Below are 26609 nucleotides of genomic sequence, written 5' to 3'. Positions count from 1 at the left end.
CCCCAGCTGATTCAAGCCGGGCCAAGGTTGCACATGGGTCAATTCTCAATGACAATTTCTGCTGTTGCCGGGTCAAATCTCAGTGGCAATCAACACCCGACCCCTCTCTCCCTCTCGAACCGGTGCGTTCCGTTCGCTTGGCTTGATTTTGTTCCTGTTATGTTCTAAATTGAGGGCCAAGCTAGAAAGGGAGTTTCCCGATGGACAGCACCACATACACCCTGCCCGCGACACCGAAGCAGATCGCCTATGCGCGGTCACTCGCCCTGCGCAACCAGACCCTCCTGCCTTGGGAAGTTCAGCAGGACCGCCGGTCGCTCAGCGCCTGGATCGAGGCGCAGGCCAAGCTGAAACCAGTCTCCGACATGGATCGGTTGCCGACATCAAAGCAGGTGGCCTTCGCGGAGAAGCTCGCGCGCATCAAACGGCGCGCTGTTCCAGAGGAATGCTTCAGCGACAAAGGCCTGATGTCGAAGTGGATCGATGGGAACAAGTGAGGACGGCGTCAGCGGGCCCCGGCCTTTCGGAGCTTTTGCCATACCGTGGCTTGGCAAACCGAGCGTAGTTGCCAACCTGTAGATTGGCAGGTGCGCTTAGGGACATCAGCCTCGGTCAAGCTCCTGTCTGAAGGACTAAGGTCTGGTCCCGACGGCACGCCGAGAAATACACCGCTGCGACCTTCGGCAACCACCGCAAGTCGTTGCCGTCTCTCGACCCAGCGTCTTCAGATCTTCCTCCACGTGGGGCAAGTCCCTCAGCTCTTTGGAAATGGTGATATTGGAGCGTCAATAACACTGGAAAAGTATCCTCATCAAAGAAACCAGTAGCCGCCTCTTTGAAAATCTGTCACTTTAGGCATCATGGACGCCGCAAGATCACAGAATCTGAAGAAATTGCTCGATGCAGTGCCCGCCGGGTATCTGGTCGATGCCGCATGGCTCGTCTCCCAAGGCATCGCCTACGAGAGCTTCCGTGACTACGTGAAGCGCGGCTGGCTCGAGCGCATCACCCGAGGCGTCTTCCGCCGCCCCCTCCCCAGCACCGCAGCCCCCCTGACGTCGAACAGCATCGACTGGAAGACCTGCATCCTGTCCACGCAGCATATCATGGGTCATGACCTGCATGTCGGCGGCACCACGGCGCTCGGCGAACAGGGGCATGCCCATTACCTGCGCCTCGGCGACAGCGCTCCAGTCTGGGTCTATGGGGACAGTATCCCCAGTTGGCTGACGAAACTGCCGATGGATGCCCAGATCAGAACCCGCCCCCGATCCTTGTTTGCCGACCCGAAACTGGGCGTGATCGAGGGCAAAACGACCGGCCAGCCATGGGACTGGGGTCTCACGATGTCGACGCCGGAGCGCGCCATCCTGGAGGCCATGGACGAGTTGCCCGACCATGAAGGCTTCCACACGCTCGACATGGTCTTCGAGAGCCTGACGACCCTGCGCCCAAGACTGCTGTCCGACCTCCTGCAGGCCTGCCGCAAGATCAAGGTCAAGCGCCTGTTCTTCGTTTTCGCTGACCGCCGCGATCATCCCTGGCGCAAACGGATCGACCCGCAAGCATTCGACCTCGGCAGCGGCGACCGAGCCTTGGTTCAAGGCGGCAAGATCCACCCGCGTTATCGGATCATGGTGCCGGAAGATTTCGTGAAACCGGAGGCCGACAGTGGCGCGTGAGACCTATGAAGTCCAGGTGAAGCGGGGCATTATTGCTTTGTTGAGGCCCATCGACTACATTACGTGACAAGTTACCTCACAGAGATGATGCAATGGCCTCGGTCGCAGCGAAAGTGATGTCGACAGTCAGCGCGCCCTACGGCGTGCAGGTGACGGCTACCCAGCTGGCCGAAAAGATCGCCGACAGCAAGAGCGTCGATGCCTTCGATTGCAGCGTGTTCGCCTTCCTGTCCGAAGTGTCCCCCAAACTGCAGCAGTCGTTTATCGACGAGATGGGTGTCAGCAAGGACGCAGTCATCGTGGTCGCAAAGAAATTCTCCGAGCTCGCCGGATACAAGCTCCCGCTCGCGATCTGAATGAACGTCCCGCAGCCAAGCCGCTGGCCCGAGCTTTTTGATGTGGCTATGGCGATCGTTGACCAAGCCAACGGTCAGGGTATCGGCATGTCCAACTGGAGCTTTGGGGGCGGAACGGCTCTCATGCTCCAGATCAAGCATCGCGAAAGCCACGACATCGACCTCTTCATCGACGATGCCCAGTACCTCCCGTATTTGAACCCTGAGACGCAAGGATACAATCTCGCACTCGCACCGAGCGACTATGAAACCGATGGCACGCGCGCCTTGAAGATTGTGTTCAATGGCGTCGGCGAGATCGACTTCATCTGCTGCGACCCAGTAACCCAAGAACCGTATGTCATTTCCGATATCCGCGGACGACGCGTCAAACTCGAGACGCCAGCCGAAATCCTGGCCAAGAAGGTAGTCTTCCGCGGTTCACACCTCCAGCCCCGGGACATGTTCGACATCGCCGCCGTCGCCCATGCACTGGGCACCGACTACGTCGTTGAAGCCTGCTCCAGATTTCCTGATGCTTCCCGGGGAGCGCTCGCCGTCGCCGAGAAAATGAATCCTGCGCTGGTTGATGCCGTCACAGGCAAGTTGTTGGTGTCAGAGGGATTTCAGATTCTTCAGGGCCATGCGCAGGGAGTAACGAAGGCAGTCCTGGTCGAAGCGATCGCGCGAGCAGGCTGACCGGTCGCAGACGGCTGGCCAACCAGATCGGCAGCGACACCAAGATCATCCAGCCGGTCGGCAGTGCTGAGACGCAGGAATGCCTCAGCCATGGACTATCTCTCCAACCAATCGTGCCAGCCAAGTCGGGAACTGCGGCGCGGCGGACATCAGTTCAGTCTTTGCCGTCTCCGTGAGCTTGGATCGCAGGATTTGCAGAGCCTTGGGAGCCTCATCCGGTCCGAGCCATGCCAGCGCACGGACGGCCTGGCCCGAGGTCTTGTTGCCAAGGGCCAACTGCCAGCGCGGCGCATGTCGCAGTTCGACTGCCTGCCGGCCAAGGTTCAGCACACGGCTTCGCCCCGAGGTGAGGTAAACCGACTTGACCGGCAACTGCGTGGTCAGGCCCAGAGCGTTTGCGGCGGTAGCACCGCTCGGCACGATCGTCTCGCCCCGCTGCACAGCCAGAGCTTCGATCGCCTGTTCAGCAGACGGACTACGCGGCCCAAAGCGTGTCTGGACCGGACGCATGTAGATGCCGCGTCCCGCACGGATCAACTCGCCGCGCGCAGCCAGACGCGACAGCGTCTGATCAACCGCCGCGCGCGAGCCGAGATGCAAAAGCCCCTTCGCTGCCAAGGGTACCCCCTCCGGCAACGTCGTTGCGACATTCATAATGCTCTCGGCCATGCGCTCCATGATCGCTCCTTTGTCAGAAACATACGCGATTGTCTGACAGTTTTCAAGCGTGCGCCCTTACCCGAAGCGACGCCCGGCTTCTGTGAAGGTGTACTCGTTGACGATGATCCCCTCCTCGATGGCCTCGTCCGAGGTGAGGTGGTCGTATTCAGCCTCAAGCTGGCGGTAGAGCCAGCGGGCCAAATCACGCAGCGCCTCGGTCACGATCTCCTCGGCGTCCTCGGTCGGCGGCTGCCAGGTCGGGCTGTCGCGCGTGAAGTCCACCGACATGGTGTATTCGTGGTAGTAGCGACCACGATGGCTGACCTCGGCGGCGAGTTGGTAGAAGTTCCGTCGCTGGATGGCCTGCAGCCGGTCAGCGATGCCATGGAGCGTCGCGTCGGTCGGGGCGTAGTCCCGGATGCGCGCGGCCGCGCCCTTGGCGTGGGACCAGTAGCCTTCGAAGCAAGCCCCGTCGCCTTGGCTCCAGAACCCGGATAACCAGATGCAGGGCTTGGCCCGCGTGCCACCGCCCATCAGGCGGACGGGCGTGGTCTTCAGGCGGATGCCGAGGATCTCGCAGACCCGCTCGAAATCCTCATAGACCGCGTCCCACCAATCGTCATGGGGGCCGAGTTCGCGATACCAGCTGCGCACCTTTTCCTTGGCGGCATCCGAGAGTTCGGGGAACTGGTAGACGGTGGTGCAGATCACTTCAGGCATCGGCGTCCTCCCCGTTCAGCGCGGCGGCCAGCCATTCTTGCGTGCTGGTCCAGCCGACGGATTTGCGGGCACCGAGATCGATGACTTGCGCGCCGCCGCCGAAGGCGTCGAGGCGCGGCCGGGAGCAGGTCAGGGCATACTGGAAGCCCCAAAGGCCGATGAGGTCGAGCTCTTCCGCCAGGCGCAGCACGAAGCGGATGACGGCTTCTACATCGCCGTGGTCGTCGTCATGGATCCAGAGGGTGCTGCCCTCGGGCGCATCCTGGCGCACGAGTGTGAGGCCCGCGACCTCCGGGTCATCGGCGTCCTGATCCGCAGCGCGCAGCTCCTGGAACAGTGCGAGCGCGCGGGCGGCCTTGTCGGGGGTGCCAACGTCGAGCAGGCATGAGAAATGGGTGAAATAATCCGCCATGGGGACCTCCAGAATGGGGAAAACCCGGCCAAGAGGCCGGGCGCTGGATTGGGATGAAGGGGTGTCTGGGGGCGATCAGTCAGTTGGCGTGTCGCCCGCCGCCTGTCGCGCAGCATGCGCGCAGAGCATCTGCCGATAGAAGCGCTTGCGCGCTGCCCGGAAGCCGCGCACGGCGCGCGTGTCGGGGTGCAGCGCCCGGACCGCCGCGCGCAGGACGGCGAAGGGCGAAGCCGTCACAGGAAGGCCGAGGCGCTGATAGGCCGGATCGGTCATCTCAACTGACCTCGACCACGGGCGAGGCGAGATGCGGATCGACCTGCGCCTCGATCCGCTCGGCCCGGCCCATCCACGGCTCTGGCCGGATGGCCTTCACCCAGTCGGCAAAACTCGGGATGAAGCCGAGGTCTTCCTTCACATGCTGCTCGCCGATCCAGCGGGTCGGGATGATCCGCCCGGTCGAGAGCGTGAGGGTCGGCCCGAAGATCGTCTCGGCCATGAATATGCCCTCCGCATGGTGACGCAGCGCCCGGTGCCGAAAGTCGGCTGTGATCTCCTTGCTCTGGTCGAACCAGGCATGCACGCCGATGAAATCCTCGACCGTGCCGCCCCATTTCTTCACCGAGGACAGGGCGTGGTGATAGGGATGTGCCATCGCCGCCCCCTCAGAAATCATGCGTGTAGAGTTCCGACGACGTGAACCGCTCGTTGAACTCGAGATGGATGCAACGGGCCGCAGCGTCGAAGCAGAATTCGCCGTAAGCCCCGTCGTTGTTCTCCCAGCCGCCATGGGTGTCGGAGAGGAAGTCGTAGGCAAGCTGCTCGACGACATCTTCCAGCGAGAGCTGCCGCATCTCGACCTCGGGGTCGTCCCAGGTGAGCGCCGCGTAGTCGATCTCGGTCGCGGGGAACTCGACGGCCATCTCGCCGGACCATGCGCCGATGCTTTCGATCTGGCCGCTGTCGCCGGCCCCGTCGAAGGTGACGGTGACATGGGTGATGCCGGCGGCCATGAGGCCGTCGAAGAGCCGATCCTTGTTGCCAGGGCGCAGCGCTTCGATCCGGGCGGCGCGCGCGGCATGCGCCGCAAAGATCTGCGTCATGTCGACGGTCGAGGGCACCATCGGCGGCGCGAGGGTGGGTTCAGTCGGGGTCATCGTGTGTCTCCGGTACAGGAAAGGGATCGGAGCCGGGCCGGGCGATCTCTCTCCCCCGGACAAGCTCCAAATCCCCCCTGCCCCCCTCTGCCTCTCGGGCCTCACGCCGCGACCTGCAGCGCTCGGGCGGCGAAGGCGCGCCAGAGCGGGTCGACGAGCCGGGCATCCAGAAGATCGGCGCGGTGGCGCAACTGAGCCGCCAGATCGGACTCGCCCCAGACGGACGCGCGGCCGGCCTGCGCGCGCAGCTGGCTTGCCTCGGTCACGACGCCCCGCGCCTCGGCCGCGCTCGTTACCGGGTGGCACCAGGCGACGGCGTGGTCGCTGGCGGCACCAGCCAGAACAAGCCGCTCGTCGCGATCGAGGATCGCCATAAGCTGGGGGGCGGCACCCGGGGCGATCCCCTCGGCATGGTCAATCGCGCCTTGCATGGCGTCCGCCAGCGTTGCGAAACGGGCGAGGATCAGGGGAGTGGCCCGGCCCGACATGAGGTCGGCCGGCGCGCGGCGCGACAGGGTCAAGGCGAAGGGATGACTGGGATCGGTGTCGCCCGAGGGAAAATGCTGTAGGACGCCCCGCGCGTAGGCGGTCGGGTGGATGGGCAAAGGCAGGTCGAACATGGGGAGATCTCCGACGGCGCGGGAAGCCTCTCTCCCCGCTTCACCGTCAAAGACCAAACCGCCGCCCTCTTCCTCGAAGGGGCAGCGGTGATGGGTCCGATGGGCCCTCAGAGCCTGCCCAGAGCACGCAGGCTAAGTTCCGTTCCGGCGCCGACGATGATGTGATCGTGCAGCGTCAGGCCGAGGTACTTGCAGCCCTTCTGGATCTCCTTGGTCATGCTCAGATCGGCCTCGGACGGCGTCGGATCGCCCGAAGGGTGGTTGTGGATCAGGATCAGGGCGCTGGCATTCAGCATCAGCGCTCGCTTGATCACCTCTCGCGGATAGACCGGGACGTGATCGACCGTCCCGGTCGAGAGAAGCTCATCGGAGATGATGCGGTTCTTGCGGTCGAGATAGAGCACGTGGAACCGCTCGATCGGGCCGCGGACGGTGAGCGCGCAATAGTCCATCAGCGCCTGCCAGCTGCCGATGACCGGGTTCTGACTGAGGTAGCGACCGAGGATGTCGCGGGCCTCGAGGACGATAGTTTCTTCCTGGGGGGTCATGGGCGTCTCGCTGAAATGCGCACACCGAAGCCCCCTGCCCTTTCGGGGCAAAGCCAACGGCGTGCATGTTGAGAAATAGCTGCAGCGACCGCCCCGGTGTCGGGCGATCGCTGCTTGAGCGCTCTATCAGCCGACCCGGTCGAGCAGCTTCTTCGCGCGCCCCTCCATATCGAGGCGGGCGTCCTGCTGGGTCTTGTCGCGCGCAAGCCGCGTGATGCCCTGCACGAAGTCGAAGATACTCTCGGGCGGGCGGCCTTCTTCCATCAGCACTTTCTCGATGATCTTGCCGGACTCCGCCTTCGAGAAGCCCCGCTTGCGCAGGAAATCCGCGCGATCATCATCGCTGCGCGCCACGATCTGCTGCCGCGCGGCCTTGATGCCGTTCACAAACCCCTGCGGCGAGGAATTGGCGAAACGCGTCAGCGCCGGGGCCGCCTCATGGGCAAAGCGGGAGGCGGCGTATTTCGAATGCCGGATCCGGATCTCCTGAAAATCCTCGACGCCCCAGAGGTTGCGGTTCTGGCACACTGCCCGCAGGTAGAAGCTCGCCATGCCGAGGGTCTTGGCGCCCACCTCCGAATTCCAGCAGTAAAAGCCCCGGAAGTAGAGGTCGGGAGAGCCGTCCGCCAACTTGCCCGCCTCGATCGGGTTGCGATCATCGACAAGAAACAGGAAGACATCGCGGTCCGAGGCATAGAGCGTGGTCGTGTCGCGGCTGATTTCGACATCGGGGTTATAGACGCCGGTCGACCAATCCAGCACGCCCGGCACTTTCCAGCGCGTGTCGCCGGTGCCATTGCCCGCGATGCGCTGCACCGCCTCGACCAGCTCGAAATCGTGGATGCGGCCGTAATCGGGGCCGGTCACGGCGCGCAGTTCCGTGCGGCCATCTTCGGTCTCAAAAGTCTTCACCTGCTCGGCGCGGTGGTTGGTCAGACCATATTGCAGGTTGATCCCCGCCAACGGCGCGGGCAACTGGCGCAGGTAGGACGCCGGCGCGCCGACGATGCTGGCAAGCTGGCCGAACGCCCAATGCGTTGGCGCGACAGGCGCCTCGGCTTTCGGCAGCATCAGATGCAACCGCTCGGGGTTGTCGCGCGCGGCCTCGACCTGGATATCCGCCGTCTGCACCACACGGCTGCGGCTGCGCTCCGACCGGCCTTTCACATTGGCCCAGAGATCGTCGAGCGACAGATACCGCTCGTCATCCGGCCGGTTGAACCACTCGGACGACACCCGCCCGTTCCGTTCACCCCGGCTCACATCCACTTTCCAGCCACCAGCCCGCGCCGGCTGTACCGGATCCAGAACTTCTACAACGCCCATCGGCTATCTCCCGTGACAGGCGCCGGGAGCCACTCTCCCAGCCTTCAACCCGTCACCGGGAAACCGGCACTCCTCTTACTCTCGAAAGATTCTTAGAAGGCGGAAATGCGGGCAATCGTAGTTTCGGGTAATCATCAACCGTCGTCGTCTTTTCTGGAAACCCGCCCAAGCCTTGAGAGCATACGTGCCCACTCATCTACATCGGTGGAGAGCTGAGCTTCGGGTTCGGAACGTAGCTTGCTAATTTTATTGGCTGATTGCGAAACCGAATTGCCAGACAGGGTTCCTGATGAACGTGGGCGCTTCTTGGCGCGTGCATGTGGTTGCGGCTTCCGAGCCTTTTGAGGTTTGCTACCTGAGGTTCGTTTCTTTTGCCTAACTGGATTCTCTTGGGAGACGCCAGATAACGCAATCAGAAAAAAAGCAAGGCGAGGAGTCCAATGCGAACCATCAGCAGTCACACGGCCTGTTTCATTCAAATAGTGGGAAACAAGTTTGGGCCCCACTATCCCCTTTCTGGCGAAATCTTCGAGGACAGAACGCAATGTTCCTGACATGTTGGCCGTTCGGCCGCTTCCTAACCCAAAGTGCCTCCTCTCGGATGGCATAAGTTCTGAAACCTCATTGGGAATAACACTTGGGTCAAGATCCTTCTCCAGCGCCTCGAAGTCCATTATCCGGTCACCGTTGGCAACCTCGATGTCTTCAAGTGACAATGGATGCAGAAAAGAGAACGTCTCTCCACGGCGACTGACGAGGTCGCCTTCAGATAGAAGCGGCTGATCACAGTAAATGAAGAAACGATGTCTCTGATGATTTTCACTTGAAAGGTCTTCAACCTGAACTTCCATCAGGAAGTCTGCAAAATGGACTTCAACCACCACTGCAAGCTTCCACGATTTTTTTCTGGCTTGCCGACCTACAGGTAGTATCCTCTGGTCGATTTTTTGCTCGGCACCAAGAATTTCTTTGATTTCAGCAACTGGTCGGCTGGAGGGGCGAGCACGCACAGAGCCAGAGGCGGGGCGCCCGTTGTCGGTGCAAGGGTGCTTCGCCCAGGGTTTTCCAAGTTCATCAAAGAAGACGCGGCTACCGTGTTCATTGGAATAAAAATAGACGGGCTGACCGCAGACGGGGCAGGATGCATTGGGATTGACGAAGCAGCGAGAGTAGCTTGTTGCGCCGTAGCCTTTCAGCGTCTGCGTCGCATGGCGCTTTTCATACTCGGAATAGATCGGCCGAAGTGTCTTTATTTCGGGCGCGACGGAGGCACCTCCACCGTTTCGGTTACCGCCGCCAACGCACCACCCACATGTGCACCAAGGGTAATGATTGTGTCCGGTCAATTTGGCACCAAAATTCCAATACTAGTTGCCGTAAATTGCATCAATAATGCTCATTTCGGAAGTCCCCTTCCACAGTTTCTATCAGCCTCGAAACACGTATCGAGGCTTTGCAGCCTTCCACCAAGCATAATGCTTGGTGGAAGGCTGCAAAGCGAACGAATGCGCGTGCAACGTGGATCCGTCCCGGCGAGGGCACTTTGTGCTCTAAGCCGCCTCGCTGCAATCCCGCGAACCCGGCAGGTTGCCCCGCCGGGCCCGAGGGGGAGCCCCCGTTCCTCAGAACGGGATCTCGTCGTCGCGGTCGACCAGCTCGGGGTTTTCGTTCTCGGCCGACTTCGGGCGGCTCAGGAAGTCGACCTTCTCGGCAATGATCTCGCAGCCGTAGCGGTCGTTCCCCATGCTGTCGATCCACTTGCTGTAGTGGATGCGGCCGTGGACGAGGACCTTCATGCCCTTTTCGCAATGCTCGGCGACCGACTTGCCGAGACCGTTAAAGCAGGTGATGCGGTGCCATTCGGTGTCCATGACCCGGTAGCCGTTCTCGTCGCGCAGGACGCGACCTTCCGAGAGGCGGGGGCGTGAGGTAGCGAGGCTGAAGTTGGTGATGTTGGTGCCGCCTTGGGTGGTGCGGGCTTCGGGTTTTTGGCCGATGTTGCCGGCGAGGATGACGATGTTTTGCATGATTAGCTCCTGTGTTTCCTGTCTTCGGGACCGTCCCTTCGACAAGACCCTGAAAAAGCCCGTCGGGTGACGCGTGCACGGTGGACAGAACGGACGCCGGAAACCCCCAGAGGACCGGGGTGGTGCGGGCAGCCACAAAGGGGCAACACGGCCCGGACTGACGCGGGGTTGCGCGCGAGAGCCCGAACGGGATTAGGGGATTGTCAGTCGAAGGGATGGCCCAGGAGACAGAGATGCGCGGGGAGCCCATGCCAGACCCTGTCATCCGGCCAATCGGGGCAGCCTGAACCCAAGCCCAGCACCCCTGTGGCGGCAAAGACTATGGATCAACCAACCCTCTTCACCTGCCACCTGCCGACGGGAGTTGCGGGACCGTGCCGCGGCGGGCTATCGATACCGGAACATTCAGGACACGAGGCATAGCATGGCTGATTACGATCTCGAGGCGTTGTCGCTTCCCGAGCTGAAGAAAATGCAGAAGGACATCGCCAAGGCGATCTCCACCTTTGAGGCTCGACAGAAGGCGGAAGCCCGCACCAAGGTCGAAGCTGTGGCCAGAGAAATGGGCTACTCTCTGACGGAACTGGTCGGGACAGATAGCAAGCCCAAGCGCACCCCAGCCGCTCCGAAATACCAGCACCCTGAGGGGTGTTGTCACGTTAACGCCCTGCACATTGCTGGTTCATTGATCTGGGTGTAGGCGGTGTCGATGCAGACATTGAAAATCAAATACAAGCGCCACCGGTTTCCGTCCCAGATCATTACTCATGTTGTCTGGCTCTACGCCCGGTTCAACTTGAGCTTGCGCGAGGTCGAGGAAATGATGCTGGAACGTGGCGTGGACGTTTCGTATGAAACGATCCGGCGCTGGACCGTCAAGTTCGGCCCCGTGATCACCCATGCTCTACGGAGACGGCAGCCGCGCCCCGGCGATGTCTGGCATCTGGACGAAGTCGTCGTGAAGATCGCGGGCCGGTCATACTGGCTCTGGCGCGCAGTCGACCAACATGGCGTCGTTCTTGAGGAAATCCTTCAATCGAGGCGAGATAAGCGCGCCGCAAAGCGGCTTTTGGTCAAGCTTATGAAACGCTGGGGTTTCGTGCCCAAAAGGATCATCACGGACAAACTGCGCTCATACGGGGCCGCCAAGCGCGAGGTCGTACCTGGCCTTGATCATTTGTCACACAAGGGGCTCAATAACCGCGCCGAGAACAGCCACTTGCCCTTCCGAAAACGCGAGCGTGCGATGCAGGGCTTCCGATCGCCGGGGACACTACAACGCTTCGTGTCCATGCAGTCCGCAATCCGAAATCGTTTCTCCGTCCCAGCCCGCCGCCGTTTTGCTCTCAACATCCGTTATCACCGACTCGAAGCATTCGACGCGTGGAAATCCGCAGCAAAACTCGCATGATCGAAGGCCGCAATGTCAACTTCCAAACGTAGCGAGTTAACGTGACAACACCCGCCGCACTCCTCCGCCGCGCGAGTAAAATGCTTGCGACGCGAAAGAGCGGTCAAGAACTCCATGTCTCTCAGGCTCAGCACATTCTTCTCCACCACGCCAAAGCCCGCCGACATGAACCAGGGGCCGGATCTTTCGCAGATGTGTACTGCAAGGGTGCGATGGCAGCAAACCTCAGGCTGAGGAAAACGGATTTCCAACTATTAGAGCGAAGGCAGCAGCTGCCGGCAATCGATCATCACCTCCGGTGTCTGTGCCCTGTCGTTCTTCAGGCGCAATCCCGTGAGCGGCGCGTATACGGCCCGCGCAAAAATTCCGGGCGGATCAGCGGTTGGGCGAACACTTGCCAGCCAGATGAACGAAATCGGGTTAGGTGTCGCTCGCATAGACTTGTCGGACTCGCTTATGGAGCAATGACGTGCCACGCGCTTCCCCCTCTGCAGGCATTCATTCAGGTGCCGGCAGCCTCCTCGCGCAATCAGTGACTCCCTTGCATCAGCGGGTTGCACGGTCGTTGATTCCTGCAATTTTCATCTGCCGCACATCATCAAATCCGGTGTAAAGAGTAATTTTTTCAACCCGTTAAAGAATCCTCGTTATAATATATTACTAACATATTGAATATTTATCAAAAGTAGAATAGGACTATCTGACGCAGGCTTCCCCGAGAGGGCAGGTGTCTGCCTTTGTCGTTACGCGCTCTGACAGCGATGGAAGCGGGGCAAAGTCTGCAAAACCCAACCAGGGAGGAAATCCATTGTTACACTTTAAGAAAAGCCTCGCGACCGCTGCGCTCGCGGCGTGCATGATCGGCGCGCCGCTCGGCGGCGCCTTGATGGCCGCCGAACATGAATGGAAAATGGCCACGACCATCACCGGTGGCCCGCTCATGGAACTGGGCGCCGAGGCTTTTGCCGAGCGCGTGTCGCAAATGACCGAAGGCCGCGTCGAGATAGAAGTCTTTCCCGCTGGCACGTTGGGCAAGGCGCTCGACGTGTCGACCACGGTCAAACGCGGCGTCGCAGAGGTTGGCCACACCTGGATGGGCTACGACTGGGGCAAGGACAAGACCACGGTTCTCTTTGGCGGTTTTGCCGGTTCGATGGACAGTGAACGCATGCTGCACTGGCTATACGATGGCGGCGGCAAGGAGCTTTGGACAGAGTTCCGCCAGGACCGTTTCGGCCTTGTGTCCTTCCCCCTTTTCATGCGCCCGGCCGAGGTTTTCCTGCACTCGAAGAAACCTGTGTCGACGCTGGAAGACTTACAGGGTTTGAAGATGCGCACGGCCGGTGCGTGGCTTGAAATTTCCAACGAACTAGGCGCTTCGCCTGTTACGATGGCCGGCGGAGAAGTCTACACTTCGCTCGAACGCGGCACGATCGACGCCACCGAATGGGGCTCGCTGTACGAAAATGTTTCTCCCGGCTTCTACCAGATTGCCAAATACGTGGTGGTTCCCGGTGTGCACCAGCCCGTAGCGCCCTATGAACTTGTCATCAACGACGACGCTTGGGCGGCGCTGTCGGATCACGATAAGGAAATGGTACAACTGGCCGCCGAGCTGGTGACTTTTGAAAGCTGGATGCGAATCGGCAACGAAGACGCCAAAGCGCTTGAATTCTACCGCGAAAACGGCAACGAGATCATCGTCCTCGAAGACGAGGTCAAAGTCGCCGCCAAGCGCCTTGGCATGCAATGGGCCGACCGTCAGGCCGAAGGCAACGAGTGGTTCAACCGCGTGCTAAGTTCGCAGCGCGAATTCGAGGGAAAATGGTCCGAGGCCGACAGCTATCGCAAGATGGCGCTGCCGCCGCAGGACCACTCGTCCAACTGACCTCCCGATAGGACTGACTCAGCCTCTGCCCATGCAAGGGCGGGGGCTGCGGCGCCGCCCGAAGGAACCCATGAAATGAATACATCCACCCGCCACTTCATCGGAGGGGTCAGTGCAGTTCTGGGCTATTTCGCGGCCCTGATTCTTGTTCCCCTTATCTTGGCCTCGGTCTACGAGGTGATTTCGCGCTACGTCTTCAACCAGCCTACCATCTGGGCCTACGAGATCGGCTATATGGCAATGGGCGCCTCCTTCCTGCTGGGGTCCGCCTATACCCTGCGTGACGGTCAGCACGTTCGGATTGATGTCCTGGCGACCCATTTCTCGCCGCGCCTCAAGGCCACGCTTGACCTGACCGGATACCTGCTTCTGTTCCTGCCCATTGGCATCTGGCTGACCTTCGCGCTCTACCACTACACGGTCGAGGCCTACGAATGGGGTGAACGCTCTGGCGAGAGCGCCTGGAACCCCGTTGTCTGGCCCTATCACCTTGTGTTCTTCACCGCCTTCGCGGCCATGGTCCTGCAAGTGATTGCCGAAATGCTCGGCTGCCTCCAGACACTTTTCACATCAGGGACAGGGGAGGACTGAGCCATGGAATATCTCGCACTCTGGATGTTCCCGGTCCTTCTGCTGATTTTGCTGACCGGTTTTCCGATTGCCTTTTCGCTGATGGGGGTGGCCACGATCTTCGGCTACATCGCATTCGGTGACTCCGTTATTTACCAGTTTATCGACAAGATCGACGAGGTCGCGGGCAACTTCGTTCTTGCCGCCGTACCGCTGTTTGTCTTCATGGGCACGATGCTGGAGAAATCCGGCATTGCAGAGCGTCTGTTTGACGCCGTCCATATCTGGACGCGCCGCCTGCCGGGCGGTCTGGGTGTCGGCACTATCATCATGTGCGTCATCTTCGCCGCCTCTACCGGCGTGATCGGCGCGACGGAGACCGTGGTGGGGCTTCTGGCTATACCCGTCATGATGAAGCACAACTACAACAAGGGCCTCATTTCGGGCACGATCTGCGCTGGTGGATCGCTGGGCACGATCATTCCGCCTTCGGTCGTGGTGATCATCATGGGGCCGATTGCAGACGTGTCGGTGGGCAACCTTTTCATCGGGATGATCTTTCCGGGCCTTACCATGGCATTGCTGTATATCGTCTACATCATGGGCCGCTGCTATCTCCGCCCACAAGACGGCTCGATCATTTCCGAAGACGAGTACCTGCCGACGCTGAGCGAGCGTCTCTGGGTCACGCTCACGGCCTTTCTGCCTGCGGCACTCATGATATTCGCCGTGCTGGGTTCAATCATGTTGGGTCTTGCGTCGCCCACGGAAGCGGCCGCAATGGGCGCGTTCGGGTCTGTAGTTCTCGCGGCGATCTACCGCACGCTGACTTGGGACACTCTTCGTCATGCACTGCTCAACACGGTCAAGGTCACCTCGATGATCTTGATGATCCTGCTTGCGGGCTCGATGTTTTCCGGCGTCTTTGTCGGTGCCGGCGGCACGCGCGTCACAACCGAGTTGATCGCAGCTGCGGATCTGAGCCCCTGGGCGGCGCTGGCGGTGTTCCTTCTGATCGTATTCATTGCCGGCTTCGCGCTGGAATGGATCTCTATCTTGCTGATCTTCCTGCCGGTATTCATCCCTGTGGTGACCCAGCTCGGGTTTGATCCGGTCTGGTTCTGCATTCTGTTCCTGATCGTGATACAAACGAGCTACTTGTCGCCGCCGATGGCCCCCGCCATCTTCTACTTGCGCGGCATCGCACCGCCGGAGATCACTATGCCCGACATGTTCAAGGGGGTCGTACCCTTCATCATCCTGCAATTATTCACGTTGGCGCTGGTAATGGCTTTCCCGCAGATGGTGCTCTGGCTGCCAGAGAAAATCCTTGGCTTCTAGGCCGACGCTTCTGATCGTAGGCGGCGGATACGTCGGCTGTGATGTGGCACGGCGGCTCGACCGGGTGATGGACGTCACCCTGGTCGAGCCTAAGCCCGCCTTTCTCCATGCCCCTGCCATGATCCGCGCATTGGTGGAACCGGGCCTTCTACAGACTGCAACAATCCCATATGATCGGCTCTTGAGCCGGGGTAGATTGATACGCGGGCGCGCAGCATCCTTGCACGCGGAGGGAGCGATCCTATCCGACGGCTATGAGGTGGCAAGCGACTTTACCCTTGTGGCTACGGGTTCTTCATACAGCCTGCCCTTCAAATCCTCGGCGGAAGATATCGACACATTTCTCAACGCCCACCGGGCACTATCGGTCCGCATAGCATCCGCTGGCCACATCGCAATCGTCGGCGCTGGTCCGGTGGGTACGGAACTGGCCGGCGAGATCGCGGCGGCACGGCCTCGTACCAAAGTCACACTGATCGCAGCCGCCGCGCATCCGATACCCCTCCATGACGAGCGGCTAGGACGAGCACTGATGCAGAGGCTGCATCGTCTGGGAGTAGAAGTTATCACCAATTGCAGCGCGCCGGATTTCTCTCCGGGTGCGAACGTGCGAAACGGCCCACTGATCCTTTCCGACGGTCGCGAGATTGCGGCGGACCTCGTTCTTCCCGCTCTGGGTGCGCAGCCCCGAACCAATATTCTGACCAACCTGCCCGAGGTACGCATCAATGCCGCCGGCCGTGTCATTGTTGACGAATGGTTGCGCCCTTGCCCCGGCATCCTGCCCGGCCTGTTTGTCGGTGGTGACATCGTCGCGACGGACGATGCCATGACCATCGTCGCAACGCTGCGCCAAAACCCATTTCTTTCGAAAACCTTGCGCTCGGCGGCGCGTGGACGTCGGATCGACACGCTGCCACCCTACCGCCCCTGGCGCGACGCCCCCATGCTGGTACCCACCGGTCCGCGCCTCGGGGCCAGCCACCTGCCCCTGCCCGGCCCGTTGACCCGGGTCGGTACGATGCGCGGCTTCGGGGACGTGCTGACACGCGTGCTCAAAGGCAAAGACCTGTTCGTTGGAAAATACCGTCGTCTACTAGGCGCGCCGTGGGTCAGAGGGTCGAGCGGGTGAATTCGTAGATATAGTCGATCAGCTTGTCGGACGCTTCACCAGCGCCGGTCTCGTCGCCCTCGGCAATCTTTCGCGCGACAGAGGCGTGTAGGTTGGCGCAACGTTCGAGGTCGAGGGCCACGCGGTAGTTCTGGAACCAGAACCGGCGCGACAGACCCTGCATGCGTCGCATGGAGCGTTCGATGAATTCATTCCGGCAGGCGCTCAGAACGGATCGATTGAACGCCAGGTCAAGCTGCATGAAAGCATCGTAATCCCGCGCTTCGGCGGAGGCGGCGAGCTTGTCGGCCAGTTCTGCGAACTCTTTGCGCTCGGCATCGGTGGCGCGCAGTGCAGCTTTGCGCGCACAAAGCCGCTCCACCTCGCGCCGCAACTCCAGCAACTGCAACTGCTTTGCAATGTTGATCTCGGACACCATGACACCCCGTCGCGGCATCACCACGACCAGCCCCTCGGCACCCAAGCGCTGCAACGCCTCGCGCACCGGGGTCCGCCCGATGCCCAGTTCATCGACCAGTTGCGATTCAGAAAGCACTAGCCCCGGTTCCAGGTCCAGCGCCACGATCCGCGACTCGATCATCTCGTAGGCGCGGTCAGTCATTGTCATCTCATCCACTCGGCGCGCCGGGGCTTGGCCTTTGTCCAAAACCTTTGCTGCGTCTTTGCCCATATTCTACCTGTCCTGACCTGCTCCGCGCCGGTTTGCGGCTGATATTTCTTCAATATCCGAAAGTAGGGCGGTTCGGGCGGTGAGGCAAGGGACGTGCACGCCGCAGTGGCTCAAGACAAAGAGGCCGCCTCGCAACCCACCGCGAAGGCGGCAAGTGTCTGTGCAAAGGCTTCCGGCTTCTCGGCCATCGGCACATGACCGCACCCGGGCAACAAATCCAGCCGCGCCGTGGTGATCGCTGCTGCCAGTGCCCTGCCGTGGTCCGGCGGGCATTCCGTGTCATCGAGACCGTGCAAGACCAGCGTCGGCACATCGATCCGGCTGAGGACAGCGCGATAATCGACTTGCGAAGCACTCAGCCACGCGCCGGCAACCGCCATGTCTTCTGCAGTGTCTGTCAGCTTCAGCCGCAACGCCCGTTCCCGTGCCTCTGCGGTCAGCGCCTCAGGAGTCCCGCCCCGGAACCAGATCGCCGGCTCCAAACCCTCTGCTTTCAGGCAAGCGCTCGTGCTGACCAGCGCAAGCCCCGCGATCCGATCAAGCCCGCGCCGCTGCACGAAGTCCAGTGCCACCAGCCCGCCCATGCTCCAGCCGACAAGCACGACTTTGCCCTTGATCGCATCCAGGACGGAGGCAAGATCTTCGGCAAAATGCTCCATGCTGTAGCAGCCGGGATCGCCCGCTACGAAAGATCGGCCACGACCGCGCAGGTTCGGTCCGACTACACGCCAGTCTCGCGACAGCTCAAGCATGACCGAATCCCAGACTGAGCGTGTTCCCTGAATACCGTGCACCAGAACCAGAGTAGGCCGAGCGGCAGTCGCCTTTCCCGCGACCGCCAGTTCGAGGGGGCCGTCCGACGTCTCGATCTGCTCGATACGCGTGCCGCTCATGCCTCGAATTCGATGACGCTACGGATCGCCTCGCCCCGACGCAGCGCCTCGAACCCTTCGTTGATCTGCTCCAGCGTGATCCGATCGGTGATCAGGCCGTCTAGGTCCAACTGCGCGTCCAGATACTTCTGGCACAACATCGGGAAATCCCGGCGGGGCCGCGTATTGCCGTAACTCGATCGCCGGATGCGTTTTTCCTGCATAAGCGCGCCCCAGCGAAACGCCACGTCCTTGTCGACATCGGTCTTGCCGAGCCAAATTACTTCGCCACCAGGGCGCACGGCTTCGACGCTCAGGCGAAAGGCCGGTTCATTCCCCGCGCTTTCCATGACGACATCCGCGCCGCGACCATTGGTCAACGACCGCGCGAGTTCCTCAACGCTGCTATGCTTGGGGCTGACCCGGTGCGTGGCACCCATATTACATGCTGCGTCGAGCCGTTTCTCATTCAGGTCGACCGCGATCACGTTCTGCGCACCTGCAATTACCGCACCCTGCACGGCTGCAAGGCCCACTGCGCCACAACCGATCACCATCGCTGTGCTACCGGGTCGGATATCGGCAACGTTCAGTGCGGCCCCAACGCCGGTCATAACCCCGCAGCCAATCAGAGCCGCCCGGTCGAATGGCATTGCCTTGGGCACGGGGATTGCCTGCTGATCCTCGACCACGCAGTATTCCGCAAAAGCGCCAAGGTACATCAACTGGTGCAATGTCTCGCTGCCAGCGAGCCGTGCCCGTGGTATGCCGTCAAAAGCAAAGCCCGCCGGGCCGTTTTCCAGATAGGTCTCGCAGAGGATCGGCAGGCTCTGGTCGCAATAGAAACAATCGCCGCATTTGGGGTTCCACGACAGGATCACGTGATCCCCGACTGCGACGCCCCTTGCTTCGGACCCGATGGCGGCGACAACGCCAGCCGCTTCATGTCCCAGAACAGCCGGCATGCCTAACTGCAGCGAGCCCTCTATCACCTCCAGATCGGTATGACACAGACCGGCGGCCCGTATCTTGACCATCACGTCGCGTGGACCAAGCGGTCCGGCTTCGACCTCCTCGATGGTCATCGCCTCGCCCGGCGCGCGCAAAACCGCAGCCCGAAACGTCTTTGACGCTCCGCCGATCGTCATGCCGGGCGCTGTCGTCGGTTCGTCCAGCGGCGCCATCATGTTTTCTCCGACTGAACCTGGTCCATGGCGGCGCGCACGTCGCTTTCGGTCATTTCCCAGTCATTGCCGAAATTCGCCGTCACGTCCCGCATGAAAGGTTCAGAGAGACGCTTTGCAAGCGCGGCGTCGCCGGTCACATCGTAGATTAGCGCGAAAGCCAGTTGCGTGGCCGCCGCCCCCTCATAACTCCACTCAAATCCGGCACTGGTGAATTGGCAGACGTCGGCGTAGTCCGGCAGTTCGGCACCGTTTACGGTCACGATCACTCCGTCGATTGTTCGGTCTCCGAGATAGGTCTTCATGATTTCCCCCTGCCGTCTGCTTTCGAGCGCATCACTTCGGGGAAGATCCAGAGCGAGAAAACGCTGAATGGTCCGAGAAAGACAATGACCCATTGCGGTCCGGTCTGTCCCAGATGTCCCATGTAGAACCATCCCCCGATGGCAGCGAGCGCAACCAGAGTGGACAGCGCGATCTTGATCATGACGGGCATGTTAGCCTCCTTTTCTAGACAAGGGTTGCGCGGGCCCACTGCGGACCCGCCGGGTGCTGGGGTTGCTTCAGGCCATTCCGGCCAACGCCCAGGCTGAACCGCCCAGGCTGGCGGTGACAATGGTCAGGCCAAGGGCGCCGTCACGCCAGCGGCTCGGCCAGACGTTGAACAGGCCAGGCATGAAGAGCAGGGCGAAACCGGTAATTATAACGACACTGGTCCAGCGCAGTTCCGCGAGGCCGAAGCCCAAGGTCAGATAGACGACTGCAATCAACAGGACACAGTTCGCCGCGACCAGCGCAAAACCAAGCGGACGTTTCAGTTCCGGCCGGGTCGACAACGGGAAAACCCCGGTCAGCACGATAGCGGCAAGGCTGGTCACGCAGGCGAAAAGCGCAAAAATAAATGCAGCGGTGATATTCGGTTCGATATTGGCCATGGTTTCTCGCGTCCTTTTCTCTGAAGTATCGTGGTGCCGTCCGGCCCCGGTGTCAGGACCGGACGAAGGTCCGCTTATTCGGCGGGCGTTGCGTGCGTCGGCTCGCTTTTGCCGCGAACCGGCGTGCGGGACACTTTGCGCATATCCTTGCGGACATGTGACGTATCGTAGCCGTTGAATAAATGCCCGATCAGGCCACGGTTCAGGTCAGACGTGCCGAATAGCCAGTCCATTATCGGGAACGTCAGGTTCATGTTGCGCTCCATCATCAAGGATTGGTCGTGGTGCGCTGTGTGGTGGCGGCGATTGGTGTTGATGAAGGGCATATTGCGCACGAACCAGTTATCTTCGACGTGGCAGCAGAAATGCATGAACTCATAGATCATGTAGATCGAGGTTGTCGTTGCGATGAAAAGCCAGCCCACATTCGGTGTGAACAACCATCCCATCACGATCGCACCCGGAATCGACAGTAGCGTGAAGGCCGCCAGCGCATAGGGCGGGAAGAAGGTCACGCGATAATCCTTATGATCGGCGAACCGCATTTCGATTTCGGTGAAGAACTGATGGTGTTGCAGCGTGTGACGGTTGTAGACCGCGCGTGCGATCGGGTTTTTCGATGGACGGTGCATCACATACCGGTGCAGCCACCACTCGAAAAAATTGCAAAACAGGAACACCACAGGAACGGTCAACCACTCCATCGGCGTCACCTGATTGAGGTTCGCGGTGTAGATGTAGAGCGCGGTCAAGCCGATCGTGTAGATGATCACGATGTGCAGAAATCCGTTGTACCACCCTGCCACGCGCTGCCGGTAGTTGGCCCGGTACTGGCGCTGGCGTTCGCTCATGTTCGTATTTTGAAGTTCCATGGTCAGCCTCCAATATGCCATTTATTTGCCTCTGATATATCATCGATATGTTTTAGTCAATAGTTCCATTTCAGCCAGATACATCGGAATATATGCTGATGGCATCACCGCTTGCGGAATCAGTTATTTAGCGACGCAGAACGACAGAAAGCAAAGCGTCGAGGTCGCGCGAACTAAAGGCTGCGCGAGGCGCCCCGGTCGTGACGGAGATGAGCGCTCGGCGCCCCCGGAAATGGCCCGCGTCATAGCGCATTCTGCTGGTGTAGAGCCCGCCGTTGACGAATACCCGGTCCATCCACCCTTTCAGGCCCAACAGGCCCGAGCGTGCATATATGGACATTTTAGAGAATATAACATGAACGAACTGTCTGTTGACCGGACAGCTTGAAGACGGGAGGCTGTTTCTGGCGTTGTTTGGGGGATGACGGGTTGGAACGGTCTTTTGTCGAGGTTTGGAGCCTATCCTTTGATGACATCGGATTGATCGAGGGGATCAATCGTTCCGGCCGGGTCTGGTTTGCGTTTCAGCTGAGCTTCTTCCGAGCGCGGGCGCGATTTCCGTCTCGGTCGGGCGATGTCCAGGCCGATGTCTTGCGTTACCTTGCCGCGCAGCTGGGGATCGCCGCGCCGGAAGCGCGGGATTTCGAGTGCGGTCATGTGACGGCGCGCAGGCACCGGGCAGCAATCTTGAGGTATTTGGATATTCGACGTGCCGCTGATCGAGATCGGCAAGCGTTGCGGAATGAACTGGCTTTCGTGTTTCGGGGATCCTTCGGGAAGATTGAGGATCAGGTCGAACTTGGGTATCGCAAAAGCCGCGCGCAGGGGTTCTTCGTTCCGTCGGACAAGATCATGGAGCGGCTTGTCCGCGGTGCTCGGCATGATGCCGTTGAACACCTGCTCAAGAGGATTGCAGACAGCTTGTCCGGTGAGGCCTGCCGGAAACTGGAGGCCAGCCTGGCCGGCCCCAAATGCGCAACGGGGTTTCTGAGTTTGAAAGCGGATGCGGGTGCCGCCACTTTGGAAAACATCCTGGCGGCGACAATGCGATTGGCATTCGTGAATGCGCTCGATTTACCATTCCAGATCATGGAAGATGTCGACCCCGTCCTGGTCCAGCGACTGTCCCGCCGCGTCGATGGTGAGACCGCGGCCGAGATGCGCCGCCATGGCGACACGCGTCGGCTGGGTCTCTTTGCGCTCAATCTCATGCATCGCCGTGGCGAAATGATCGACGCGCTGATCGACCTGCTGCTTGAGATCATCCACCGGATGCAGACACGGTCGCGCCGCCGGGTAGTGGGGGCGATTGCGCGGGATATCGAGCGGGTCCATGGCAAGGAGCGCCTGCTGGTCGATATGGCTATTGCAGCGGTGGATGAACCCGAGGGCCGGGTGCTTGAGGTCATTTATCCTGTCGCGAGCGTGGCCAAGCTGAAGGCCGTGATTGAAGAAGACGGCGCCAAGGGCACGCTGGACCGGCGAATTCAAACGGCGATGCGCGGCTCCTACGCCAGCCACTACCGTCGGATGGTACCAAAGCTTCTTGCCGCGCTGCAGTTTCGATCGAACAACGCAAGCTGGCGCCCGATCCTGGATGCACTCGATTTGATCGAGCGGTGGCAACAGGATGGACGACGGGTCGTGCCTGTCGATCTGGCTCCTCAGGGTTCCATTCCCGCCAAATGGCGCGAGGCCGTCATCGATGCATCCGGCCGTCTGAACGTGATTACCTTCGAGCTCTGCGTATTGGCACAGTTACGTGAGAGGGTGCGCGCGAAGGAAATCTGGGTCGATGGCGCTGACCGCTACCGCAACCCGGACAATGACTTGCCGACCGATTTCGAGGCGCAAAGACACATATATTATCAGGGCCTTGGCCTCACCCAGGATGCCGGAGCGTTTGTCTCGCAGGTGCGCGATGAGCTGACGCGCGAACTCCACCTTCTGAACCGAACCCTGCCGGAAAACGAACAGGTCCGGTTGCGAACATTCGGGGAAAACCGGATCAGAGTAACGCCCTTTGCCCCGGTGCCGGAACCACCGGGGCTAGGAGCTCTCAAGCGCGAGGTCGAACGCGTCTGGCCGATGACCGGCCTGCTCGATGTCCTGAAGGAAACGGCATTGGACACGGGGTTTCTGGATTGCTTCGAGACGTCCGCCAGCCGCGAAGCCTTGGCCCACGCAGACCGGGACCGGCGGTTACTGCTGGCGCTCTATGCTGCGGGGACCAATGCCGGGATCAAACGCGTCGCCGCCGGTGTCGGTGACATTAGTTATGACGAACTGCTCCACATCCACCGCCGCTATATCGACGCAAACGCGCTGCGTGCCGCTGCGGCGCGCGTGGCTGATGCGACACTGAGGGTCCGCAATCCCGCGATCTGGGGCGCGGCGGGCACGGCTTGCGGTTCGGATTCCACCAAGTTCGGTGCCTGGGACCGTAACCTGATGACTGAATGGCACGCGCGCTACGGTGGGCGCGGGGTGATGATCTACTGGCATGTCGAGCGTCAGGCGACCTGTATCTATTCGCAGCTCAAGAGGTGTTCGTCCTCGGAGGTGGCGGCGATGATCGAGGGGGTGCTCCGGCACTGCACCGACATGGAAATCCAGCGCCAGTACGTCGATAGCCATGGTCAGACTGCTGTCGGTTTTGCCTTCTGCCATCTGCTCGGGTTCGAATTGGCGCCGCGCCTGAAGGCGATTGCCCGCCAAAAGCTGGTCCTTCCCGCCGCGGGCATGCGGACGCACTTGCCGCATCTGGCGCCGATCTTGTCGAACGTAGTCGATTGGGCCGAGATCGAGCGGCAATACGACGAGATGGTCAAATACGCCGCCGCCATGCAGTACGGCACCGCCGACCCCGAAGCGATCCTGCGCCGGTTTGCCCGGACCGACGTGATGCACCCGACCTACAAGGCACTGGCTGAACTGGGTCGTGCCATCAAGACGATCTTCCTGTGCCGCTATCTGCGATCAGAAGCCCTTCGCCGGGAAATCCACGAAGGCCTGAACGTTGTCGAGAACTGGAACAGTGCGAACGGCTTCGTCTTCTTCGGCAAGGGCGGCGAGATTGCCTCGAACCGGATCGCCGATCAAGAAATCTCCGCCCTGGCGCTGCAACTGGTCCAGGCATCGATGGTTTATGTGAACACGCGCATGGTCCAATCGGTCCTGTCGGACCCGAATTGGCAGGATCGACTGTCTCCAGAGGACTATCGCGGCCTGACGCCGTTGATCTATGCGCACATCACACCCTATGGCCGCTACGATATCGATTTGGAGACCCGGATCGATTACGAGCGTATCGCGGCTTGAGCGCTACTATGAGTATACCCAAAATAACGCAAGGCATGAACAGCGAAAGCACCCATTTTTATGTTCACTTTGGGTCCGCTTCGATATAATGAACACATCATCTCAGAGGCACACCCAAAATGAACAGATCGAGCCCCAAAATCGGCTATGCCCGAACATCGACCGTCGATCAGAACCTCGATGCCCAAATTGAGGCGCTGACAGCCGCAGGATGTGGGATGGTGCGCCAAGAACAGCGCAGTGGCGCGACGCTTGAAGGCCGCCCTGAATTGAAAACCATCCTCGACTTTATTCACCCAGGCGAAACCCTGGTGGTGACGCGGATCGACCGGCTTGCCCGCTCAATGCAGGATCTTCAGACCATCGTTGCGCGGCTGAAAGAAAAGGGCGCGCATCTGGCGGCCACCGAGCAGCCCGTGGACACCTCCACGGCGACGGGCAAAGCGTTCTTTGACATGCTTGGCGTCTTTGCGGAATTTGAAACCAATCTCCGCCGCGAGCGGCAGGCTGAAGGGATCAAGGCCGCGAAACGCAAAGGGGTCTATCGCGGTCGCCCACCCAAGATCGACATGGCCACCATTCAGGCCAAGCTTGGTGCAGGCCTCTCTCCAACGGAAATTGCCCGTGAAATGGGGATCTCGCGCGGTACTGTCTATAAAGCAAAGGCTGAAATGCTGACGGGCAATGATCTCATTGAGGGGCGGACTGCATGAAAAAGCCCCCACGCAAGCGACAGCCTTCCGCGCCCAAAGTGCCTGTGCAAACAGGGGCCAAGGTCCCACCACCACGCAACCTGACCCCAGAGCTTTGCGACCGGCTGCGCCGGGACATGATGACGGCCTGCCTCGCCGTGGCAGAAACCCACGGGCTGACGGTCGAAGGCGGGGATCTCTCGGATATCGATCTGCGCCATAGCTTCGAGATCAGCTTCCGCGTCGGCATCCCGCAAGAGAGCGGCGAGATCTACTCACCAGAGAAGGCCCTGTTCGAGGTGCTCGCGCCTCATTTTGGCTTGGAGCCCGAGGATCATGGCCGCACCTTCCGATCGAAGGATGAACTCTTCCGCATCGTCGCCATCAATCCAAACAGGCCAAAATATCCGATCAGCGCAGAACGCGTCTCCGATGGCCGAGGCTTCAAGTTCCCCGCCGAAAACGTCGTCATGTACCTGCAGCGTTCAGGCGCATAGTTTGTACGCCTTTTGTCCCATCAAACGATCAAATATGCACGCTCGGGCCTGTTACGCCAGGAGGGGATCATCGTCAACGAGTACACCTTCACCGAAGCCGGGCGGCGGTTCGGGTGAGAGCGCACGGTTGAAAACTGTCAGAAAACCGTGTATGTTTCTGACAAAGGAGCGATCATGGAGCGCATGGCCGAGAGCATTATGAATGTCGCGACGACGTTGCCGGAGGGGGTGCCCTTGGCAGCGAAGGGGCTCCTGCACCTCGGCTCGCGCGCGGCGGTCGATCAAACGCTGTCGCGTCTTGCCGCACGCGGCGAGTTGATCCGTGCGGGACGCGGCATCTACATGCGCCCGGTCCAGACACGCTTTGGTCCGCGCAGTCCGTCGGCTGAACAAGCGATTGAAGCGCTCGCAGTGCAGCGGGGCGAGACGATCGTCCCGAGCGGTGCTGCTGCGGCAAACGCTCTGGGCCTCACGACACAGGTGCCGGTCAAGTCGGTTTACCTTACTTCCGGTCGAAGCCGTGTGCTGAACCTTGGCCGGCAAGCGGTCGAACTGCGTCATGCGCCGCGCTGGCAGTTGGCCCTAGGGAGCAAGACCTCAGGCCAGGTTGTCCGCGCTCTGGCATGGCTCGGGCCGGATGAGGCTCCCAAGGCCCTGCAAATCCTGCGATCCAAGCTCACGGAGGCGGCAAAGACTGAGCTGATGTCCGCCGCGCCGCAGTTTCCGACTTGGCTGGCACGATTGGTCGGAGAGATGGTCCATGGCTGAGGCATTCCTGCGCCTCAGCGACAAGGACCGACTGGATGCTCTTGGTGTCGCGGCCGATCGGCTCGGCCGACCAGCCCATCTCCTCGAAAAGGACGTCTGGGTGGTCTGGGCGATCCAGCAGCTGTTTGGATCGCCCATTGGTACAAACCTCGTCTTCAAGGGTGGCACCTCTCTGTCGACTTGAAGTTACCCACAAGTTGGGCCAAGTCCCAGACAGGTGGCCATATTTAGGGTTGACCTGCCTGAATCTAGCGTGATTCGTTCTCTGGCACC

General features: G+C 60.6%; 34 protein-coding genes. 15 read left to right on the top strand and 19 right to left on the bottom strand.

Annotated features, from left to right (window positions below; genetic code table 11):
• The first annotated feature begins 200 nt into the window (after nt 1–200).
• The 4 genes from J1C52_RS14250 to J1C52_RS14235 all read left to right on the top strand — a co-directional run bounded on the left by J1C52_RS14250 (nt 201) and on the right by J1C52_RS14235 (nt 2716).
• A complete protein-coding gene (locus J1C52_RS14250) occupies nt 201–497 on the top strand; it encodes a hypothetical protein (protein WP_227428607.1) in 297 nt (98 codons plus the stop codon).
• 363 nt (nt 498–860) lie between these two features.
• The gene (locus J1C52_RS14245) at nt 861–1682 is read left to right on the top strand and encodes a type IV toxin-antitoxin system AbiEi family antitoxin (protein WP_227428606.1); all 822 of its coding nucleotides are present in this window, start codon (nt 861–863) and stop codon (nt 1680–1682) included.
• 92 nt (nt 1683–1774) lie between these two features.
• Nucleotides 1775–2038: a hypothetical protein gene (locus J1C52_RS14240; RefSeq protein WP_125327872.1), complete on the top strand. Its 264-nt coding sequence runs from the start codon at nt 1775–1777 to the stop codon at nt 2036–2038.
• Nucleotides 2039–2716, top strand: a complete 678-nt coding sequence (locus J1C52_RS14235; RefSeq protein ID WP_227428605.1) for a nucleotidyl transferase AbiEii/AbiGii toxin family protein — start codon at nt 2039–2041, stop codon at nt 2714–2716.
• An 84-nt stretch (nt 2717–2800) separates the two neighbouring features.
• On the opposite strand, the gene J1C52_RS14230 is transcribed toward J1C52_RS14235, so the two are convergent.
• From J1C52_RS14230 to J1C52_RS14180, 11 genes are all read right to left on the bottom strand, one after another.
• Entirely contained in the window at nt 2801–3394 is a 594-nt protein-coding gene (locus tag J1C52_RS14230; RefSeq protein ID WP_227428604.1) for an AbiEi antitoxin N-terminal domain-containing protein, read from the bottom strand.
• Between the two features lie 57 nt (nt 3395–3451).
• The gene (locus tag J1C52_RS14225) at nt 3452–4096 is read right to left on the bottom strand and encodes an antitoxin of toxin-antitoxin stability system (protein WP_227428603.1); all 645 of its coding nucleotides are present in this window, start codon (nt 4094–4096) and stop codon (nt 3452–3454) included.
• Nucleotides 4089–4508, bottom strand: coding sequence for a hypothetical protein (locus J1C52_RS14220; protein WP_227428602.1), 420 nt, complete (start codon nt 4506–4508; stop codon nt 4089–4091). The genes J1C52_RS14225 and J1C52_RS14220 overlap by 8 nt, the downstream gene beginning before the upstream one ends.
• A 75-nt stretch (nt 4509–4583) precedes the next feature.
• On the bottom strand, nt 4584–4781 hold the full coding sequence (locus J1C52_RS14215; protein WP_227428601.1) for a hypothetical protein: 198 nt from the start codon (nt 4779–4781) through the stop codon (nt 4584–4586).
• Between the two features lies 1 nt (nt 4782).
• A complete protein-coding gene (locus tag J1C52_RS14210) occupies nt 4783–5160 on the bottom strand; it encodes a DUF6915 family protein (protein WP_227428600.1) in 378 nt (125 codons plus the stop codon).
• A gap of 10 nt (nt 5161–5170) precedes the next feature.
• Nucleotides 5171–5662 (bottom strand): DUF6878 family protein, encoded by a 492-nt coding sequence (locus J1C52_RS14205; protein ID WP_227428599.1) that lies wholly within the window; start codon nt 5660–5662, stop codon nt 5171–5173.
• 101 nt (nt 5663–5763) lie between these two features.
• Nucleotides 5764–6282 (bottom strand): DNA repair protein RadC, encoded by a 519-nt coding sequence (locus J1C52_RS14200; protein ID WP_227428598.1) that lies wholly within the window; start codon nt 6280–6282, stop codon nt 5764–5766.
• A 107-nt stretch (nt 6283–6389) separates the two neighbouring features.
• Nucleotides 6390–6830: a JAB domain-containing protein gene (locus J1C52_RS14195; RefSeq protein WP_227428597.1), complete on the bottom strand. Its 441-nt coding sequence runs from the start codon at nt 6828–6830 to the stop codon at nt 6390–6392.
• A 126-nt stretch (nt 6831–6956) separates the two neighbouring features.
• A complete protein-coding gene (locus J1C52_RS14190) occupies nt 6957–8156 on the bottom strand; it encodes a DUF932 domain-containing protein (protein WP_227428596.1) in 1200 nt (399 codons plus the stop codon).
• 134 nt (nt 8157–8290) lie between these two features.
• Nucleotides 8291–9502, bottom strand: a complete 1212-nt coding sequence (locus J1C52_RS14185; protein WP_227428595.1) for a hypothetical protein — start codon at nt 9500–9502, stop codon at nt 8291–8293.
• Between the two features lie 276 nt (nt 9503–9778).
• Nucleotides 9779–10183: a single-stranded DNA-binding protein gene (locus J1C52_RS14180; RefSeq protein ID WP_227428594.1), complete on the bottom strand. Its 405-nt coding sequence runs from the start codon at nt 10181–10183 to the stop codon at nt 9779–9781.
• 424 nt (nt 10184–10607) lie between these two features.
• Here J1C52_RS14180 and J1C52_RS14175 point away from each other — a divergent pair, with 424 nt between their 5' ends.
• The 6 genes from J1C52_RS14175 (at nt 10608) to J1C52_RS14150 (ending at nt 16525) form a co-directional block, all read left to right on the top strand.
• Nucleotides 10608–10883, top strand: a complete 276-nt coding sequence (locus J1C52_RS14175) for an H-NS family nucleoid-associated regulatory protein (RefSeq protein WP_227428593.1) — start codon at nt 10608–10610, stop codon at nt 10881–10883.
• Between the two features lie 9 nt (nt 10884–10892).
• On the top strand, nt 10893–11594 hold the full coding sequence (locus J1C52_RS14170) for an IS6 family transposase (RefSeq protein ID WP_227428592.1): 702 nt from the start codon (nt 10893–10895) through the stop codon (nt 11592–11594).
• Nucleotides 11595–12321: 727 nt separating this feature from the next.
• Nucleotides 12322–13482, top strand: coding sequence for a TRAP transporter substrate-binding protein DctP (gene dctP / locus J1C52_RS14165; protein WP_227428591.1), 1161 nt, complete (start codon nt 12322–12324; stop codon nt 13480–13482).
• A gap of 75 nt (nt 13483–13557) precedes the next feature.
• The gene (locus tag J1C52_RS14160; RefSeq protein WP_227428590.1) at nt 13558–14073 is read left to right on the top strand and encodes a TRAP transporter small permease subunit; all 516 of its coding nucleotides are present in this window, start codon (nt 13558–13560) and stop codon (nt 14071–14073) included.
• Nucleotides 14074–14076: 3 nt separating this feature from the next.
• Complete coding sequence (locus J1C52_RS14155; protein WP_227428589.1) at nt 14077–15393, top strand: TRAP transporter large permease; 1317 nt, start codon at nt 14077–14079, stop codon at nt 15391–15393.
• Nucleotides 15383–16525, top strand: coding sequence for an NAD(P)/FAD-dependent oxidoreductase (locus J1C52_RS14150; RefSeq protein ID WP_227428588.1), 1143 nt, complete (start codon nt 15383–15385; stop codon nt 16523–16525). The genes J1C52_RS14155 and J1C52_RS14150 overlap by 11 nt, the downstream gene beginning before the upstream one ends.
• Here J1C52_RS14150 and J1C52_RS14145 read toward each other — a convergent pair.
• The 8 genes from J1C52_RS14145 to J1C52_RS14110 all read right to left on the bottom strand — a co-directional run bounded on the left by J1C52_RS14145 (nt 16506) and on the right by J1C52_RS14110 (nt 21353).
• Complete coding sequence (locus J1C52_RS14145; RefSeq protein ID WP_227428587.1) at nt 16506–17126, bottom strand: GntR family transcriptional regulator; 621 nt, start codon at nt 17124–17126, stop codon at nt 16506–16508. The genes J1C52_RS14150 and J1C52_RS14145 overlap by 20 nt on opposite strands.
• A gap of 179 nt (nt 17127–17305) precedes the next feature.
• Entirely contained in the window at nt 17306–18088 is a 783-nt protein-coding gene (locus J1C52_RS14140; protein WP_227428586.1) for an alpha/beta fold hydrolase, read from the bottom strand.
• Nucleotides 18085–19254, bottom strand: coding sequence for a Zn-dependent alcohol dehydrogenase (locus J1C52_RS14135; protein WP_227428585.1), 1170 nt, complete (start codon nt 19252–19254; stop codon nt 18085–18087). Before J1C52_RS14135 ends, J1C52_RS14140 begins: the two co-directional genes overlap by 4 nt.
• Nucleotides 19251–19556, bottom strand: coding sequence for a DUF6166 domain-containing protein (locus J1C52_RS14130; RefSeq protein ID WP_227428584.1), 306 nt, complete (start codon nt 19554–19556; stop codon nt 19251–19253). Before J1C52_RS14130 ends, J1C52_RS14135 begins: the two co-directional genes overlap by 4 nt.
• On the bottom strand, nt 19553–19747 hold the full coding sequence (locus tag J1C52_RS14125) for a hypothetical protein (RefSeq protein WP_227428583.1): 195 nt from the start codon (nt 19745–19747) through the stop codon (nt 19553–19555). The genes J1C52_RS14130 and J1C52_RS14125 overlap by 4 nt, the downstream gene beginning before the upstream one ends.
• Before the next feature lie 67 nt (nt 19748–19814).
• Nucleotides 19815–20186, bottom strand: a complete 372-nt coding sequence (locus J1C52_RS14120) for a hypothetical protein (RefSeq protein WP_227428582.1) — start codon at nt 20184–20186, stop codon at nt 19815–19817.
• Between the two features lie 74 nt (nt 20187–20260).
• Complete coding sequence (locus J1C52_RS14115) at nt 20261–21058, bottom strand: sterol desaturase family protein (RefSeq protein WP_227428581.1); 798 nt, start codon at nt 21056–21058, stop codon at nt 20261–20263.
• A 127-nt stretch (nt 21059–21185) separates the two neighbouring features.
• Nucleotides 21186–21353 carry an NAD(P)H-dependent oxidoreductase gene (locus J1C52_RS14110; protein WP_227428580.1) on the bottom strand — a complete coding sequence of 56 codons (168 nt, stop codon included), beginning with the start codon at nt 21351–21353 and terminating at the stop codon, nt 21186–21188.
• Nucleotides 21354–21487: 134 nt separating this feature from the next.
• On the opposite strand from J1C52_RS14110, the gene J1C52_RS14105 reads away from it, so the two are divergent.
• From J1C52_RS14105 to J1C52_RS14085, 5 genes are all read left to right on the top strand, one after another.
• The gene (locus J1C52_RS14105) at nt 21488–24379 is read left to right on the top strand and encodes a Tn3 family transposase (protein WP_227428579.1); all 2892 of its coding nucleotides are present in this window, start codon (nt 21488–21490) and stop codon (nt 24377–24379) included.
• A gap of 119 nt (nt 24380–24498) precedes the next feature.
• Nucleotides 24499–25092, top strand: coding sequence for a recombinase family protein (locus J1C52_RS14100; protein ID WP_052081799.1), 594 nt, complete (start codon nt 24499–24501; stop codon nt 25090–25092).
• Nucleotides 25089–25568, top strand: a complete 480-nt coding sequence (locus J1C52_RS14095) for a hypothetical protein (RefSeq protein WP_052081800.1) — start codon at nt 25089–25091, stop codon at nt 25566–25568. The genes J1C52_RS14100 and J1C52_RS14095 overlap by 4 nt, the downstream gene beginning before the upstream one ends.
• Nucleotides 25569–25742: 174 nt before the next feature.
• Nucleotides 25743–26336 carry a DUF6088 family protein gene (locus J1C52_RS14090; protein ID WP_227428578.1) on the top strand — a complete coding sequence of 198 codons (594 nt, stop codon included), beginning with the start codon at nt 25743–25745 and terminating at the stop codon, nt 26334–26336.
• Entirely contained in the window at nt 26329–26520 is a 192-nt protein-coding gene (locus J1C52_RS14085; RefSeq protein WP_227428577.1) for a hypothetical protein, read from the top strand. Before J1C52_RS14090 ends, J1C52_RS14085 begins: the two co-directional genes overlap by 8 nt.
• Nucleotides 26521–26609: the final 89 nt, after the last annotated feature.

The organism is Roseibaca sp. Y0-43 (genome assembly GCF_020667835.1).
Lineage (GTDB): Bacteria > Pseudomonadota > Alphaproteobacteria > Rhodobacterales > Rhodobacteraceae > Roseinatronobacter.
This window is presented reverse-complemented; position numbering and strand designations above follow the sequence as displayed.